Raw genomic sequence first — 15,259 nt, forward strand, 5'->3', positions numbered from 1 at the left:
GTCCTCGACGCGGATCACGGTCGTGACGTAGCCTCCGCGAGCGCGGCCGCCCTGCCGGCGGCGAAGGCCTCGTCGGCCCCCTGGCGGAACATGTCCCTCTCGGCCGGCCGCACGATGGAGCGCGCACCGGGCAGATCGAGGGGCCCCACGAGGTCGCCGCGCCCGCGAACGACGGCCACGGGGATGCCGCTCGTCTTGCCCTTGACCAGGTCCGCGGCGGCGGCCAGCTCGTCGGCGACGCACGGCTGGGTGACCAGGAGGGGTCGTCCCTGGGCGTCCACGCCTCCCCGCAGGTCGTCGAAGACGCGGACGCCCGCCGCGCCGATCGCGTGGTCGGTCTGGCCCTCGCGCCATGCGCGGCCGAGGGTGTCGGAGACGAGGACGCCCACGTGCGCGCCCGTGCGCTCGCGGAGGCCGGACGCGAGGGCGCGCGCCGAGGCATCCGGATCCTGCGGCAGCAGCAGCACCGTGCCCGTCGGGGTGTTGCTGGCGTCGACGCCCGCGGCGGCCGAGACGATGCCGAGGCGGTTCTCGACGATGCGCGTCGTGCGCTCGCCATGGGAGCGGGTCGCCACGATGCGCACCGTCTCGGCGGTGATGGCGTCCTCGCGGTCGTCGGCGCGCACGAAGCGCCCCTCCGCCTTCGAGACGATCTTGGAGGTGACGACCAGGATGTCGCCGTCGCGGAGCGTTGCCGCCGCGGCATCCGCGATGAGTCCGACGAGGTCGTCTCCCGCCGCGATCTCGGGCAGCCCGTCGATTCCCCACACCTGCAGCACGCCCCGACCCTACCCCGGCCCGCTCGCCCCCCCGAGCCGGATCGTTGCCGCTCCGTGAGCAATTGCGCGGGCGACCGGGCGCGGGGTGCGGCAGACTGGGTGCATGGTGACGCTGCTGCTCGACTCGGATCGGCTGGAGGTCGCCCTGTCGCCGGCGGAGCGCGTGCTCTCCCGTCGACGCGGCAACATCTCGGTCCCTCGCGCGCGGATCGCGAAGGTGATGCTCACCGAGGATGCCTGGATCTGGCTGCGCGGCGTGCCGAGCCCGGGCACCGCCGTGCCCGGCATCGTGGCGATGGGGTGCTGGAAGTCGGGCAACAGCGTCGATTTCGCCGTCGTCCGGGGGCGCCGCCCGAGCGTCGTCATCGACCTCGAAGGTCATGACGAGTTCGACCGCCTGGTGCTCACGACGCGCCACGGCGTGCAGCTCATTCAGGCGCTCCGGCTCGACGCCGCCGACGAGGCGGCAGACGTCGCCGACATCGCACCGCCCGCGCGTCCCGCCAAGCGGCCTCGCACCCGACCGGCGAGGACCGCGCCGGCGACCTGACGCCTGCCCCGGGCCGGCGCCGGATCGCTCTCAGGTGACGTCGCGGGTCCAGCTGGCGATGTGCCCCACGAGGAGCAGCACGAAGGCGTAGACCAGCAGCACGAGACCGCCGCCCCACCACTCGAGGGGCGCGGAGCCCTGACCGCCCATGACGTTGAAGATGCTGGCGCCGATGAGGGCGTCGCTCGCCGCGCCGGGCAGGAACCGGGTCGCTTCGTCGAGTCCGTCGACGAAGCTGCCCGCGAGACGCAGCAGCGGCTCGATGAACTGGGTGAAGGCGAGCACGACGACGATCGCGACGACCTGGTTGCGCACGAGCGCCCCCACCCCGACACCGACGAGCGCCCACAGGGCCATCGCGATGAGGGTGCGCCCCATGAGAGCCCAGGCGTCGCCGGCGCCGAGCTCGGTGTCGAGGCCGAAGCCCGCGAGCAGCGCGGCGGCGGGCCCGACGGCGGCGATCACCGCGAGCAGTCCGAAGAGCCCTCCGATGAGCGCACCCACGACGACCTTCGCCCACAGTGCCGTGCCGCGCCGGGGGGTGCCGAGGAAGGTGGGGGTGAGGGTCTGGTGGCGGAACTCGCTCGTGACCATGAGCGTGCCGATCAGCAGCGGGAAGACGTAGCCCACGGAGCCGCCGAGGCTGTAGAGCAGCGGGGCGAGGCCGTCGGAGGGCACCTCGGGGGCCGTGGCGCCGCCGCCCAGGTTGCCGGAGGCGGATGCCGCGAAGAGGAATCCCATGCCCGCGGCGGTGGTGCCGACGTAGACGACAAGGACGAGCGCGAGGATCCACCAGCCGGCGGTGGTCAGGAGCTTTGTCGCCTCGGAACGGGTGGCGGTGGCCAGGCTCATCGGTCGTCCCCTTCCCGGTCGTGCTCACGATCGTCGGCGGGCCCGGCCTCGGTGGGCTCGGTGTCTGCGGGCTCAGTGTGCGCGGGGTCAGTGCGCGCGGGGTTGCCGTCGAGGTCCTGTGCGCCGAGGGCGGGAGCGAGGATCTCGACCTCGGGCGCCTCCGAGACGAAGTCGTCCTCGTCCTCGGAACCCCCGGGCGCATCCACCGGCGCGCTTCCCGCCGCGTCGGGCTCGCCGGGGGCGTCCGTCGTCGGCGCCGCGTCCGCCATCGCCGGCGCAACCGTCGCCGCGGCGCTCGGGTGCACCCGAGCGCCGTTGACGAGGTCCAGGAAGACCTCCTCGAGCGACGGGCCACGCCGCTGCAGGTTCGACAGCGGCACTCCCGCTTCGAGCGCGAGCCGGCCGATCTCGGCGGGATCGCCGCCGCGCACCGTGAGGCCCGACCGCAGGGCATCCGTCTCGATCCCGGCGGCGGCCAGCGCCGCCGCGAGGCCCGCGCGGTCGGGGGAATCGACGAGGACCGCCTGATCGGCGGGATCGGAGAGCTCGTCGACGCCGCCCTGGAAGACCAGGCGGCCGTGCGAGATCATCAGCAGCTGCTGCGCCGTCTGCGCGACCTCCGTGAGCAGATGGGAGGACACGAAGACCGTGCGACCCTGACGGGCCAGCTCGCGCAGCAGCCCGCGCATCCAGATGATGCCCTCCGGGTCGAGGCCGTTCGCGGGCTCGTCGAGCACGAGCACCCCCGGATCGCCCAGCAGGGCGAAGGCGAGTCCCAGCCGCTGGCGCATCCCGAGCGAGTAGCCGCCCACCTTGCGCCCGCCGACATCGCTCAGACCGACCGCGCCGAGGGCGTCGTCGACGCGGCCGGCGGGCAGCCCCGCGGCGTGCGCGTACACCTTGAGGTGGTTGGCCGCCGTGCGCCCCGGGTGGAAGCTGGCCGCCTCGAGCGCGGCGCCCACGGTGCGCAGCGGATCGGCGAGCTCGGCGTAGGCCTTGCCCCCGATGAGGGCGCGGCCGCTGGTCGCCCTCACGAGGCCCAGGAGGATGCGCATGGTCGTGGTCTTGCCGGCGCCGTTCGGCCCGAGGAAGCCGGTGACGACGCCCGGTTCGACGCGAGCCGTGAAGCCGTCGACGGCGCTCACGCGGCCGAAGCTCTTGGTGACGCCGGAGAACTCCAGCACTTCGCCTTCGGGCATGCCGAACCTCTCGCCTGCGGACGCTTTCCCCCTTATCCTGCCGGAAAAACGCCGATCGCTGTGCATCCCGCGCCCCGCGGGGGCCTCCGGACCGCGGTAACGTTCCCCGGGTGAGTGCCCCCGAGTCCCCTGCGCCCGCGATCCGCGCGCGCTCCGCGCACGGACTCGGACGGATCACGCTCGACCGTCCCCGGGCGATCAACGCGCTCGATGCGCCGATGATCGCCGCGATCTCGGCGGCCCTGGACGCCTGGCGCGACGACCCGGACGTCCAGCGGGTCCTGCTCGACGGCGCCGGCGAGCGGGGCTTCTGCGCCGGCGGGGACGTGAGGGGGCTCACGGAGGCGATCGCTGCCGGCCGGCCGCAGGATGCCGGGGACTTCTTCCGCGCCGAGTACGCGCTGAACGCGGCCATCGCCGAGTACCCCAAGCCGCTCGTCGTGCTCGCCGACGGCATCACGATGGGGGGCGGTATCGGACTGGCGGGGCACGCGGCCGTGAGGATCGTGACCGAGCGCTCCCGTCTGGCCATGCCGGAGACCCGCATCGGCTTCACGCCGGACGTGGGCGGCAGCCTCCTGCTCGCGCGGGCCCCGGGGCGGATCGGGGAGTACCTGGCCCTCACGGGGGCGAGCATGGATGCCGCCGACGCCGTCTACGCGGGGTTCGCGGATCATCTGGTGCCCTCCGACCGGCTCGGCTCCCTCATCGAGGCGTTCGAGACCCGCGCCGATCCGGCCGGCGCCGCCGAGCTGGTCCTCCTCTTCGACGAGACCCCCGACACCTCGTCGCTCGAGGAGGGCCGCGCCTGGATCGACGACGCCTTCTCCGCCCCGACGGTGGCTCAGATCATCCAGCGCCTGCGCGCTCGGCCCGAGCCCCGGGCATCCGCCGCCGCCGCGACCCTCGACGAGCTCTCGCCCACGGCGCTGGTGGTGACGCTCGAGGCCGTCCGCCGCGCCCGCACCCTGCCGGGACTGCGCGCCGCGCTCGAGCAGGAGTACGGCCTGGCGATGTGGTTCGCCGCGACGCAGCCCGACCTCGTCGAGGGGGTGCGGGCCCAGCTCGTGGACAAGGACCGCTCGCCCTCCTGGCGTCCTGCCTCGCTCGGCGACGTGCTGCCCGGTGCCGCGTGGTCGGCGCTGCAGTACCGGCCCGAGGTGCCCCTCTGGTCCTAGAGTGAGCGGCATGACGGGCAGCGACACGCCGCGTCCGCCTCGCCGGCGCGGATACTCCCTCGGGGTGGCGCTGGACTGGTTCTTCTTCGTGTTCGCCGGGCTCGCATCGTTGTGGCTGGCCTACCTGGGCGTGACGGAGTCGTTCCAGATCGGCTGGTGGGGCGTGCCCCTGGCCGTGGCGTTCTGGGTGCTGATCGCCTACCTCGTGCTGCCGCGGCTGCACCGCATCCTCACGACCATCTACGTGCCCGACTACTTCATCGGCCGCACCCGCACGAGCGACGGCCTGCTGGGCGATCCCGTCAATCTCGCGTTCCTCGGCACGGGGGAGCAGATCGAGGAGGCGATGCGCGCCGCCGGCTGGACGCGCGCCGACCCCGTGACGCTCGCATCGTCATGGCGCATCGTCACCTCCACGCTGCGTAGGCGCAGCTATCGCGAGGCCCCCGTGAGCCCCCTCTTCCTGTTCTCCCGGGTGCAGGACTTCGCCTACCAGCAGGAGGTCGACGGCAATCCGGCGCAGCGCCACCACGTGCGGTTCTGGCGGTGCCCCGACGGATGGCTGCTGCCGGGCGGCATCCGCGTCGACTGGCTCGCCGCGGGGACGTTCGACACCGCCGTCGGCCTGTCGCTGTTCACGCTGCAGATCACGCACCGGATCGACGCCGACACCGACATCGAGCGCGATCACATCGTCGCGACGCTGACCGCGGCGCATCCGCGCCTGGGCGTCACCGTCATCGCCGACTTCTCCACGGGCTACCACGCCCGCAACGGCGGAGGCGACAGCATCCGCACCGACGGCGACCTCCCGATCGTCGACGTGCGCGCGCTCGCGGGCGCCGACGACGGGGCGCGCGGTGCGGAGGCGACGGCATGACCGAACCGCGCAAGCGTCCGGCGTACGAGTCGCCGCGGGACCTCGTCGCTCCGCTGTCGGCCCCCTCCCGGATGCCGCGCCCTCTCGCCACGACGGCGGGCGCGGGACTCGTGCTGCTTCGGGTGATGGCCGGCGTGCTGTGGCTGTGGAGCCTCGTCGGCGACTGGGGATCGGTCCTTCGCGACACGGTCGACGACATCGGGGTGGTCTCCATCACCCCCGACGTCGAGCAGGCGGCCCTCGCCATCGTGGTCGCGGTCGTGGGCGTCACGCTCGTGCTGGACCTGACGCTGGCGATCTTCATCTACCGCGGACACAACTGGCCGCGCGTGATCGTCATGATCGTCTCGACCCTGTCGATCTCGGCGGCGTTCCTGCATTGGTGGACGGGCGACCAGGACATCCGGATGTCCACGACGCTGCTCACGCTCGGGCTGGACGTGCTCGTCCTTCTCGCGCTCTCCAGCCGCGATGCCGCGGCCTACGCACGCCGCCCCCGCCGCTGACACGCTCCGCCGGGCGGGTGCCCGGCTGCGCCGGGGTAGCCTGTAAGCCGCCGCGCGGCGGGAAGGGCAGGGCCGGATGTTCGACAGTCCGCTCTCCCAGTCCGCCTACGACGTCCTCGGGGTCGCCGCCGACGCCGGCGACGAGGACCTCCGCCGCGCCTACCGGCTGCGGCTGCGCGCCACCCACCCCGACACCGGCGGCGATGCGGCGGCGTTCGTGCAGGTGCAGCGGGCGTGGGAGCTGGTGGGAACGCCGGAGTCGCGTGCCGCCTACGACCGGGGTCACGGGTTCGGCGAGTACGCGCCGCAGCCGGACGCGCCCGGCTGGCGCCCGCGCGGAGCCCCCGCCGACACCCGCCCGAAGGCGCGCGTGTACGGGCACCCGGGCGGATGGCGCCGGGAGCGCTACCTCGTGCTCGTGCGGGAGTGGGCCGGGCGGGGGGTCGACGTCGACGACCCCTACGACCCCGCGCTCGTGCGCCGGGCGCCGCACGAGATCCGGCGCCTCCTCGCCGATGCGCTCGCGGAGGAGGAGACGGCCCGGATCGTCGCCGATCTCGGGATGGGCTTCACGGTGTGGCACGACGTCGCGGCATCCGGCCGTCGCGGTGAGCCCGAGGCCAAGCTCGATCACATCGTGCTGAGCCCGAGCGGCCTGTACGGGGTGCTGTCGGAGGACTTCGGCGGCCCCGTGTCGCTGCGCAGGGGCGAGCTCGTCGGCGGTGACGTGGACGGGGCGCCGATCGCCGAGCTGCTCGCACGGATGCGCGTCATCGCCCGAGCGGCGGGCGTGCGCTTCGGCGGCGCGATCGTGGTGCTGCCCGACGACGACCTCCCGCAGGCGATCGTGGAGGTGGGCAGGGTGCGCGGCATCCCGGTCGTGGTGTGCGCGCGTTCGGCCCTCGCGACGGTGCTGCGCCGCGGCGTGCCGGGCGCGCGCGACGTCGGCGGCAACGAGATGTTCGACGTGCGCACGAGGCTGCAGCACGCCGTGTCGTTCGTCTGATTCCGTGTCGCGCGCGGCGGGCGGCGGCGCTGCGGCAGGCGGCCTGTAGACGGTGCGGACGTCCGGCGGGGAGGGCTCAGCGTGCGGGGGTCGCCGGGGCGTCCGCATCGACGCCCTCGTGGGCGACGCTCTCGTGCGCGACTCCGGCGTCGGTGATCGGGCGCTCGAGCACCTCCAGCAGGAGCACGACCGCGGCGGCGGCGGTGAGCGTCCAGATCACGAGGCCGGGAGTGAGGGGGCGGACGAACAGCACGACCGCCGCCGCCGCGACCGCCACGGCAGCGCGGGCGAACACACGCTGCCGGAAGAGCCACGCGCCCACGCGGCCCGTGCCGAGGCCGCGGCTCTCCAGCGTGCGCCGCGCCATGCCCGCACCCGAATGCACGAGGGCGCGCAGGCGCCGAGGGATCGCGAACGGTCCCGCGAACCAGGCCACGACGGCGACCGCCAGGGCCAGGACCAGCAGGGCCGTCGCCGTGTCGCGCATCGCGCCCGTGAAGGTCGCGTACACCGCATCGGCGGCGCCCGAGGGCAGGATGCCGGGGCTCACGGTGGCGAGGAAGGCGATGCGGCCCGCGGCGAAGCCCGCGACCAGCACGGCGCAGACCGTCGCGAGCGAGACGGACGCCGCCACGAGCGCGACCGCGCGCCGGCGGGCCACGAGCACGCCGGCGGCCAGCAGCCCGAGGGCGACCCACGGCAGCCACAGGCCCGCCGCGAGGGCGAGCGAGTACCCGAGCTGCGCGGAGGGCAGCGCGTCGGACTGCGCGATCGGGATCGTGCGATCGATCGTGGGGATCGCGTCGGCGAGGCCGATGCCCTGCGCGACGAGCGCCCCCGTGACGGCATCCATGATGGGGGCGAGCCGGATGCCGATCGTGCCGTCGTCGCCGAGGGAGATCGCCGACCCCTCCCGGCCCGCGAGGGCGCCCGTGACCTGGGCATGGCTGACGACGAATGCCTGCACGGCGGGGTCTTCGGCGAGCGGCGCGTAGGTCTGCACGAAGCGGTCGGTGTCGCTCAGCTGCACGTCGGCCCACGCGGCGACGACCGCGACGGGCGCGAGCAGCGCGCCGAGGGCGATGAGCACCGTCGCGAGCACCGTCCATCCCCAGAAGCAGGCGTGCCACGGCGGCTCCTGTCGGAGGGGGTCTGCGCTCACTGTAGCGAGGCCCGCGCTCACGCGCCGGGGGAGAGCCCGAGCAGCTCGAGCGGATGCGTCAGCCGCCACCACGGATCGGGATCCGCCACCGGCGCCGCGAGCACGACGGGGGACTCCGCGGCATCCAAGGGACCCGTCACGCGGAGGACGCCCCCGGCATCCCCCTCCTCGCGTGCGTCGGCGGTGTCGGCCACACCCAGCTGCATCGAGGCGACGCTCGTTCCGCCGTTCCAGAGGATGACGGCCGCGTCGTCGCGGGTGACCAGCTGCACCGGGTCGCCCCACAGCGTCGTCACGGTGCCGACGACCGTGCCGGCGGGCACGGCGACGGTCGGCTGGAGCGGGGCGTCCAGGGACGCCAGCAGCGCGCGGGTCTCGGCGAAGCGCGCCTCCGCGCTGTCCTGACCGAGAACTGCGACGAAGGCGCGCACCGTCGTGTCGCCGATCTCGAGATCGCGTGCCGTCAGCAGGTTGTAGTCGCGGCCGAGGAATCCCGTCTTGACCCCGACCACACCCGGGTCGCCGAGCAGGGCGTTGGTGTTCTCCACCAGCCCCACGCCGGGAAGCTCGACCGACGGTTTCGCGACGATCTCCGCGATCACGGGATCGGCCATCGCCTGCTGCCCCAGCGAGATGAGCGCCGCCGGGGTCGCGACGTTGCGAGCGCTGATCCCGGAGGGGTCGACGACGGTGATGCCCGTCAGCGCGTGCGCCGCGAGCCATTCGTTCGCGGCGCGGACGTACGCGGCCTGCGACGGGTACTGCTGCGCGACGAGGAAGTCGGCGTAGTTGCCCGCCGACCCGATGAGGAGCCCCTCGAGGAGCTGGTACTGCGTGAGGGCGTCTTCGGTGGGGAACGGCAGTGCGGACTCGCCCGAGGCGATCGTGGCGCGGTAGTCGGCGCGATCCGCCGACGTGAACGTGTACGAGGGGCCCGATTCGCCCACGCCCAGCGGCATCCCGTCGAGCACGACGAGCGCCGTGACCACCTTCGTGATGCTCGCCATCGGCACGGCCTGGCCCGAGCTCGCCAGCGGGGAGCCCAGGCCCGGCACGCCGACCGCCGCCGAGCCGTCGGCGGGCCAGGCGGGGGAGACGGCGGCCGCGGGCGTCGTCGTGACGCTCGACGCTTCGACCTGCGGCTGCACCGCGTGCAGCGGCCAGAGCAGCATGGTCGCGGAGTAGACGAGGGCGAGCGTCACCACCACGACGAGGGGGGTGAGCGCCGCGCGACGCCACGCGAAGCGGGAGGGCCAGCGCTCCACGAGCGGCGGCTCCCAGCCCTGCGGCGCGGCGGCGGCGCCCGTGCCGAGCGCGCTCTCGTCGACCCACGCAAGGGCCCGGGGCGAGGACGCGGCGGCTTCGGCGGCGGCTTCGTCGGGGGAGGTGGATGCCGCGGCATCCGCCTCGTCTGGCCCGGGTGGTTCGGCGACCGCGACGCTTCCGTCCGTCGCGCCCCGGGTCGAGCCGGAGCGCAACGCGCGCCGCGTGAGCGCGGGCGGGGACGGCGAGTCGCTCGGGGTCACAGGCCTAACGTACAACGGGGCGTGGGGCTATACTCGCCCCTGTCAACCACGGGAGTCCGGTGTGCCGGGCTGAGAGGAAGCGTCCACGCTTCGACCGTCGAACCTGATCTGGGTCATGCCAGCGCAGGAAGGAGAACATCTTGAGCACGTCCACGTCTTCATCCGCCCCTTCTCGCCCCCGCGGATTCGCGGGGATCGTCTGGCGGTGGCGCGTCGTCGACATCGTCGTCGCCAGCGTCATCGCCGTCGCCTGCGCGGCGCTGTTCCTCGTGTGGAACGTCGCGTACCTCGGGCCGAGCGAGTTGCTCTCGCCGCTGCTGCCGGGCCTGCAGGGATTGCTCGCGGGCCCCTGGCTCGTCGCGGGCGTGCTCGGCGCCCTCATCGTCCGCAAGCCCGGCGCCGCGCTGTACACCGAGCTGCTCGCCGCCGTCATCTCGGCGCTCGTCGGCAACCAGTGGGGGCCGCTCACGATCGTGTCGGGGCTCGTGCAGGGTCTCGGCGCCGAGATCGTCTTCCTCCTCTTCGCCTACGCCGTCTGGCGCCTCCCGGTGGCGATGCTCGCCGGCGCCGGCGCGGGCCTCGCGTGCGGAATCAACGACCGCCTCCTCTGGTACGCCGGCGCCGACGCGACGTTCACGATCGTCTACATCCTCGCGACGACGATCTCGGGCGCGGTGATCGCGGGCCTCGGATCGTGGCTGATCGCCCGGGGCCTCGCGGCGACGGGGGCCCTGAACCGGTTCGCGTCGGGCCGCGAGGTGACCCGCCGCGTCTGACATGGGCGCAGCACCCGCCCCGCCCCGCCCCGTCGCCGTGACGGCGGCGGGCTGGGGGTGGCGCTATGCATCGCGCCACGCATGGGCGCTCTCCGGGATCGATCTGCGCATCGAGCCCGGGGAGCGGGTGCTGCTGCTCGGGGCGTCGGGTGCGGGCAAGTCGACCCTCCTGCACGCGCTCGCGGGCGTGCTCGGCGGCGACGACGAGGGCGACACGACCGGGTCGCTCACCCTCGACGGCGTCCCCGCCGCGCACGCGCGCGGCCGCGCCGGGATGGTGCTGCAGGACCCGGACAGCCAGGCGATCCTCGCGAGGGTCGGCGACGATGTCGCATTCGGCTGCGAGAACCTCGGCGTGCCGCGTCCCGAGATCTGGACGCGGGTCGGCGAGGCGCTGGATGCCGTGGGTCTCGATGTGCCGCTGGATCGATCCACGTCGGCGCTCTCGGGCGGACAGAAGCAGCGGCTCGCGCTCGCGGGGGCGCTCGCGATGCGGCCGGGCCTGCTGCTGCTCGATGAGCCGACGGCCAACCTCGACCCCGCGGGCGTCGCCGAGGTGAGGGATGCCGTGGCACGCTCCCTCGAGCGCAGCGCGGCGACGCTGGTCGTGGTCGAGCATCGGATCGACGCGTGGCTTCCGCTCGTCGGCCGCGTGATCGTGCTGGGGCGGGAGGGTGTGATCGCCGACGGCTCGCCCGATGCGGTCCTGGGCGCGCACGGGCCCGCCCTCGCAGCGGGAGGCGTGTGGGTTCCGGATGTCCCCCCGCGGCATCCCGCGCCGCCCGCGGCCGAGCCGGGGGAGGTGCTGCTCTCCGGACGCGACGTGCGAGTGGGGCGCCAGCGCGGCCGCCCGGTCGCCGGTCCGCTCTCGATCGACGTGCGGGCGGGCGAGGTGCTGGGCGTGACGGGGCCGAACGGGGCCGGCAAATCGACCCTGGGCCTCACCCTCGCGGGGCTGCTGCCGCCCGAGGGCGGCGAGGTCGCGGCATCCGCGTCGCTTGCGGGGGGCCTCGGCGCGGCGCCCGTCTCGTGGCCCGCTCGGGGTTTGCTCACCCGCATCGGCACGGTGCTGCAGGATCCCGAGCACCAGCTGCTGCGCACGAGCGTGCGGGCCGAGCTCGAGGTGGGCCCCCGCGCGCTGCGCCTGCCCGAGGCCGAGGTGCAGGTCCGCGTCGACGAGCTGCTGGCGCGCCTGCGCCTGGAGACGCTGGCGGAGGCGAACCCGTATACGCTCTCGGGTGGCGAGAAGCGGCGCCTGACGGTCGGTGCGATGCTCGCGACCCGCCCCCGCGTCCTCGTACTCGACGAGCCGACCTTTGGCCAGGATGCCGTGACGTGGGCCGAGCTCGTGGCCCTCATCGCGCGGCTGCGCGACGAGGGAGCGGGGATCGTGGCCGTCACGCACGACGAGCACGTCCTGCGAGCGCTGCGCGCGCGGCGGCTCGCCCTTCCCGCGCAGGATCGGGCGGCGGCGGCGTGAGCGCCCGCGCCGATTCGCCGCCGGCCTCCGCCGGGTCGCTGCAGGCCCCGGCCCCGCGCGGGGCCGGCGTGCTGGCGGCGCGCAATCCCGTGGCCAAGCTCGCGGCGGCGCTGCTGATCGCGCTGCCGCTCGTCCTCACGATCGACTGGGTCTCGGCCGCCGTCTCGCTCGCGCTCTCGAGCATCCTGCTCGTGTTCTCGGGCGTGCGGTGGCGTGAGTTCTGGGTGCGCACCCTCCCGATCTGGGTCGCGGCGCCGCTGACGGCCGTGACGATCGCCCTCTACGGCTCGCCCGCCGGAACCGTCTACGCGGAATGGTTCGTCGTGAGGATCAGCGACGGATCGCTCGATCTGGCGCTGGCGACCTTCTTCCGCGTGCTCGCGATCGCCCTGCCCGGCGTCGTGCTCTTCATCACGGTCGACCCCACCGACCTCGCCGACGGTCTCGCGCAGATCGTGCGGCTCCCCGCTCGGTTCGTGCTCGGCGCGCTCGCCGGGATGCGGCTGCTGGGGCTCCTCGCCGACGACTGGCGGGCGCTGACCCTCGCCCGCCGGGCCCGCGGCGTCGCGGACGAGGGGCGGGTGCGCCGCCTGCTCGGCATGGTGTTCGCGCTCTTCGTGCTGGCCATCCGGCGCGGCACGAAGCTCGCCACGGCGATGGAGGCGCGGGGCTTCGGTACCGACGGAGCGCGGACGTTCGCGCGCGAGTCCCGCTGGGGCGCCGCCGACACGGGACTCGTGATCGCGGGTGCCGCGATCTCGGCGATCGCGATCACGACGGCCGTCGCCACGGGTTCCTGGAGATTCGTGCTCGGAGTCTGACGGGGCGGCGACCGAGCAGGGCCGTCGTCCCGCTCGCCGTCCGTGCGCATGGGACCCGGTTCCGCGTACCCTGGAACAGGATGCCGAGCGAGAGCTCACGGCGAGTTCGTTCGAAGGAGAACCGATGCACGAAGGCAGATCCGGCGCGCTCGTCACGGGCGGCGCCAGCGGGCTCGGGCTCGCGACCGCGAGGCGCCTCGCCGCCGACGGCTACGTCGTCACGATCCTCGACCTGCCCGGCGCCGCCGGAGACGAGGTCGCCGCGGAGCTCGGCGGGGTCTTCGCGCCGGCCGACGTCACGAACGAGGAGCAGGTGCGCGCCGCGGTCGCCGAGGCATCCGCCCTCGCGCCCCTGCGCGTCGTCGTGAACTGCGCCGGGATCGCGCCGCCCGCGAAGGTGCTGGACCGCGACGGGAACCCGGGCTCGCTCGCCGACTTCGAGCGGGTCGTGCGCATCAACCTCGTCGGCACCTACAACGTCATCGCGCAGGCCGCCGCCGCCATGGCGGTCAACGAGGCGAGCCCCGACGGGGAGCGCGGCGTCATCGTCAGCACCGCGAGCGTCGCCGCGTTCGACGGCCAGATCGGACAGCCGGCATACGCGGCGAGCAAGGGCGGTGTGCACGCGATGACGCTGCCGATCGCGCGGGAGCTCGCCCGCCACGGCATCCGGGTCGTCACGATCGCGCCGGGCATCATGGAGACGCCGATGCTGAAGGGCCTGCCGCAGGCGGCGCAGGACTCCCTCGGCGGACAGGTGCCCTTCCCCCCGAGGCTCGGCCGGCCCGACGAGTACGCCGCCCTCGTGCAGCACATCGTCTCGAACGGCTACCTCAACGGCGAGACGATCCGCCTCGACGGCGCGATCCGGATGGCACCGCGATGAGCGAGACGATCCGCCTCGCGATCGCGGACGGCCTCGCGCGCATCACGCTGAACCGGCCCGCCCGGCTCAACGCCTTCGACGAGGAGATGGCCCACGCGTGGGAGCGCGCCACGGTCGAGGCGACGTCCTCCGACGACGTCGGCGCGATCCTCGTGGATGCCGCGGGCCCCGCCTTCTGCGCCGGCGGCGACGTCGTGGCGATGTCGAGCACGGTCGGCTCGGGCGAGGGCATCGCGGCGCTCGCCCACATCATCCACCGTGGCATCCGGGCGCTCGTGGAGTCGTCGGTGCCGGTCGTCGCGGCGGCGCACGGCACGACGGCGGGCGGGGGCCTCGGCATCCTGCTCGCGAGCGACTACGCCGTCGCGGCCGCCGACTCGAGGATCGGCAGCCGGTACGCGGGCGTCGGCCTCACGCCCGACCTGTCGGTCTCGGCGCAGCTCGCGCGCGCCGTGGGCGAGCGCCGCGCCCTGCAGCTGGTGCTGAGCGATCGGATGCTGTCGGCCGACGAGGCGCTCGCGTGGGGGCTCGTCGCCGAGGTCGCGCCGCCCGACGGGGTCGCCGCGCGCGCCGAGGCGGTCGCACGCTCGTGGCTCGAGGGCGCGACCGCGGCGTACGGGCAGGCGAAGCGTCTCATCCGTTCCCGGCCCACGCGCTCGTTCGCGGGCCAGCTCGACGAGGAGGCCCGCACGATCGGCGCGGCCTTCGACACCCCCGAGGCGGCCGCACGCATCGCGGCGTTCGCCGCGGCATCCGCACGGAAGGATCCTCGATGACCGACTCCGCCCCCCTGGCCGGCCGCACCATCCTCATGTCGGGGGGCAGTCGCGGCATCGGCCTCGCGATCGCGCTGCGCGCCGCCGCAGACGGCGCCAATATCGCGTTGCTGGCGAAGACCGACGCGCCTCATCCGAAGCTCGAGGGCACGGTGCACTCGGCGGCCGAGCAGATCCGCGCCGCGGGGGGCAACGCCCTGCCGATCGTGGGCGACGTGCGCGACGACGACGACATCACGCAGGCCGTGCTGATGACGCAGGGGGAGTTCGGCGGCATCGACGTCGTCGTGAACAACGCGAGCGTGATCGACCTGTCGGGCTCGCTGGAGCTCTCGGCGAAGAAGTACGACCTCATGCAGGACGTCAACGTACGCGGCACGTTCATGCTCAGTCGGGCCGCCGTGCCGATCCTGCGCGAGAGCGAGAACCCTCACATCCTCTCCCTCTCCCCGCCGCTGAACCCCACCCCGCGGTGGCTCGGCGCGCACACGGGGTACTCGCTCGCGAAGTTCGGGATGACGATGGTCACGCTGGGGCTCGCGGCCGAGTTCGCGGGCGACGGCATCGCCGCCAACACCCTCTGGCCCCGCACGACGATCGCGACCGCCGCCGTGCAGAACCTCCTCGGCGGCGACCGCGTCATGGCGGCCAGCCGCACGCCCCAGATCTACGCCGACGCCGCGTACGAGGTCATCACGCGACCGGCGGACTCCGCCACGGGGCGGCAGCTCATCGTCGAGGACGTGCTCGCCGAGGCCGGCGTCACCGACCTCGCGCGGTACGCGGCGGTTCCGGGCACCCCCGACGAGCGGCTCTACCCCGACATCTTCCTGGACTGACGACCCCGCCGGCCGTGCGTGCGGCTGCTCACCGCGACAACAT

16 protein-coding genes and 1 riboswitch are annotated in these 15,259 nt (G+C 74.2%); of the genes, 11 read left to right on the forward strand and 5 right to left on the reverse strand.

Annotation, left to right across the window (positions count from 1 at the left end):
* Positions 1 to 14 precede the first annotated feature (14 nt).
* On the reverse strand, positions 15 to 779 hold the full coding sequence (locus tag RYJ27_RS01245) for a coenzyme F420-0:L-glutamate ligase (protein WP_330170991.1): 765 nt from the start codon (positions 777 to 779) through the stop codon (positions 15 to 17).
* 103 nt (positions 780 to 882) lie between these two features.
* Here RYJ27_RS01245 and RYJ27_RS01250 point away from each other — a divergent pair, with 103 nt between their 5' ends.
* Positions 883 to 1,329 carry a hypothetical protein gene (locus tag RYJ27_RS01250; RefSeq protein WP_330170992.1) on the forward strand — a complete coding sequence of 149 codons (447 nt, stop codon included), beginning with the start codon at positions 883 to 885 and terminating at the stop codon, positions 1,327 to 1,329.
* A gap of 30 nt (positions 1,330 to 1,359) precedes the next feature.
* Here the strand turns inward: RYJ27_RS01250 and RYJ27_RS01255 are convergent, their stop codons facing one another.
* Entirely contained in the window at positions 1,360 to 2,181 is an 822-nt protein-coding gene (locus tag RYJ27_RS01255) for an ABC transporter permease (RefSeq protein WP_330170993.1), read from the reverse strand.
* Positions 2,178 to 3,380, reverse strand: a complete 1,203-nt coding sequence (locus RYJ27_RS01260; protein ID WP_330170994.1) for an ABC transporter ATP-binding protein — start codon at positions 3,378 to 3,380, stop codon at positions 2,178 to 2,180. The genes RYJ27_RS01255 and RYJ27_RS01260 overlap by 4 nt, the downstream gene beginning before the upstream one ends.
* A gap of 110 nt (positions 3,381 to 3,490) precedes the next feature.
* Here RYJ27_RS01260 and RYJ27_RS01265 point away from each other — a divergent pair, with 110 nt between their 5' ends.
* From RYJ27_RS01265 to RYJ27_RS01280, 4 genes are all read left to right on the forward strand, one after another.
* Positions 3,491 to 4,558, forward strand: a complete 1,068-nt coding sequence (locus RYJ27_RS01265; RefSeq protein WP_330170995.1) for an enoyl-CoA hydratase/isomerase family protein — start codon at positions 3,491 to 3,493, stop codon at positions 4,556 to 4,558.
* Between the two features lie 10 nt (positions 4,559 to 4,568).
* Positions 4,569 to 5,438 carry an LssY C-terminal domain-containing protein gene (locus RYJ27_RS01270; RefSeq protein WP_330170996.1) on the forward strand — a complete coding sequence of 290 codons (870 nt, stop codon included), beginning with the start codon at positions 4,569 to 4,571 and terminating at the stop codon, positions 5,436 to 5,438.
* Complete coding sequence (locus RYJ27_RS01275; RefSeq protein ID WP_330170997.1) at positions 5,435 to 5,944, forward strand: hypothetical protein; 510 nt, start codon at positions 5,435 to 5,437, stop codon at positions 5,942 to 5,944. The genes RYJ27_RS01270 and RYJ27_RS01275 overlap by 4 nt, the downstream gene beginning before the upstream one ends.
* A gap of 76 nt (positions 5,945 to 6,020) precedes the next feature.
* A complete protein-coding gene (locus RYJ27_RS01280) occupies positions 6,021 to 6,950 on the forward strand; it encodes a DnaJ domain-containing protein (protein ID WP_330170998.1) in 930 nt (309 codons plus the stop codon).
* A gap of 76 nt (positions 6,951 to 7,026) precedes the next feature.
* On the opposite strand, the gene RYJ27_RS01285 is transcribed toward RYJ27_RS01280, so the two are convergent.
* Positions 7,027 to 8,112 (reverse strand): hypothetical protein, encoded by a 1,086-nt coding sequence (locus RYJ27_RS01285; protein ID WP_330170999.1) that lies wholly within the window; start codon positions 8,110 to 8,112, stop codon positions 7,027 to 7,029.
* 17 nt (positions 8,113 to 8,129) lie between these two features.
* The gene (locus tag RYJ27_RS01290; protein ID WP_330171000.1) at positions 8,130 to 9,638 is read right to left on the reverse strand and encodes a D-alanyl-D-alanine carboxypeptidase family protein; all 1,509 of its coding nucleotides are present in this window, start codon (positions 9,636 to 9,638) and stop codon (positions 8,130 to 8,132) included.
* A gap of 38 nt (positions 9,639 to 9,676) precedes the next feature.
* A riboswitch (TPP riboswitch) is annotated at positions 9,677 to 9,785 on the forward strand.
* On the opposite strand from RYJ27_RS01290, the gene RYJ27_RS01295 reads away from it, so the two are divergent.
* The 6 genes from RYJ27_RS01295 (at position 9,779) to RYJ27_RS01320 (ending at position 15,216) form a co-directional block, all read left to right on the forward strand.
* Positions 9,779 to 10,414 carry an ECF transporter S component gene (locus RYJ27_RS01295; protein ID WP_396663131.1) on the forward strand — a complete coding sequence of 212 codons (636 nt, stop codon included), beginning with the start codon at positions 9,779 to 9,781 and terminating at the stop codon, positions 10,412 to 10,414. It overlaps the preceding riboswitch by 7 nt.
* A gap of 1 nt (position 10,415) precedes the next feature.
* Positions 10,416 to 11,894, forward strand: coding sequence for an ABC transporter ATP-binding protein (locus RYJ27_RS01300; RefSeq protein ID WP_330171001.1), 1,479 nt, complete (start codon positions 10,416 to 10,418; stop codon positions 11,892 to 11,894).
* Between the two features lie 38 nt (positions 11,895 to 11,932).
* Entirely contained in the window at positions 11,933 to 12,715 is a 783-nt protein-coding gene (locus RYJ27_RS01305) for an energy-coupling factor transporter transmembrane component T family protein (protein WP_330171944.1), read from the forward strand.
* Positions 12,716 to 12,839: 124 nt separating this feature from the next.
* Positions 12,840 to 13,601, forward strand: a complete 762-nt coding sequence (locus tag RYJ27_RS01310; protein ID WP_330171002.1) for an SDR family NAD(P)-dependent oxidoreductase — start codon at positions 12,840 to 12,842, stop codon at positions 13,599 to 13,601.
* The gene (locus RYJ27_RS01315) at positions 13,598 to 14,377 is read left to right on the forward strand and encodes an enoyl-CoA hydratase/isomerase family protein (RefSeq protein WP_330171003.1); all 780 of its coding nucleotides are present in this window, start codon (positions 13,598 to 13,600) and stop codon (positions 14,375 to 14,377) included. Before RYJ27_RS01310 ends, RYJ27_RS01315 begins: the two co-directional genes overlap by 4 nt.
* On the forward strand, positions 14,374 to 15,216 hold the full coding sequence (locus tag RYJ27_RS01320; RefSeq protein WP_330171004.1) for an SDR family oxidoreductase: 843 nt from the start codon (positions 14,374 to 14,376) through the stop codon (positions 15,214 to 15,216). The genes RYJ27_RS01315 and RYJ27_RS01320 overlap by 4 nt, the downstream gene beginning before the upstream one ends.
* Positions 15,217 to 15,259: the final 43 nt, after the last annotated feature.

Origin of the sequence: Microbacterium limosum (genome assembly GCF_036324365.1) — a bacterium.
Classification (GTDB): Bacteria; Actinomycetota; Actinomycetes; order Actinomycetales; family Microbacteriaceae; genus Microbacterium; species Microbacterium limosum.

Coding starts and splice junctions, on each gene's coding strand:
- RYJ27_RS01250 (WP_330170992.1), top strand. CDS start 883: ATGGTGACGCTGCTGCTCGACTCGGATCGGCTGGAGGTCGCCCTGTCG.
- RYJ27_RS01260 (WP_330170994.1), bottom strand. CDS start 3,380: ATGCCCGAAGGCGAAGTGCTGGAGTTCTCCGGCGTCACCAAGAGCTTC.
- RYJ27_RS01315 (WP_330171003.1), top strand. CDS start 13,598: ATGAGCGAGACGATCCGCCTCGCGATCGCGGACGGCCTCGCGCGCATC.
- RYJ27_RS01275 (WP_330170997.1), top strand. CDS start 5,435: ATGACCGAACCGCGCAAGCGTCCGGCGTACGAGTCGCCGCGGGACCTC.
- RYJ27_RS01300 (WP_330171001.1), top strand. CDS start 10,416: ATGGGCGCAGCACCCGCCCCGCCCCGCCCCGTCGCCGTGACGGCGGCG.
- RYJ27_RS01255 (WP_330170993.1), bottom strand. CDS start 2,181: ATGAGCCTGGCCACCGCCACCCGTTCCGAGGCGACAAAGCTCCTGACC.
- RYJ27_RS01270 (WP_330170996.1), top strand. CDS start 4,569: ATGACGGGCAGCGACACGCCGCGTCCGCCTCGCCGGCGCGGATACTCC.
- RYJ27_RS01310 (WP_330171002.1), top strand. CDS start 12,840: ATGCACGAAGGCAGATCCGGCGCGCTCGTCACGGGCGGCGCCAGCGGG.
- RYJ27_RS01320 (WP_330171004.1), top strand. CDS start 14,374: ATGACCGACTCCGCCCCCCTGGCCGGCCGCACCATCCTCATGTCGGGG.
- RYJ27_RS01280 (WP_330170998.1), top strand. CDS start 6,021: ATGTTCGACAGTCCGCTCTCCCAGTCCGCCTACGACGTCCTCGGGGTC.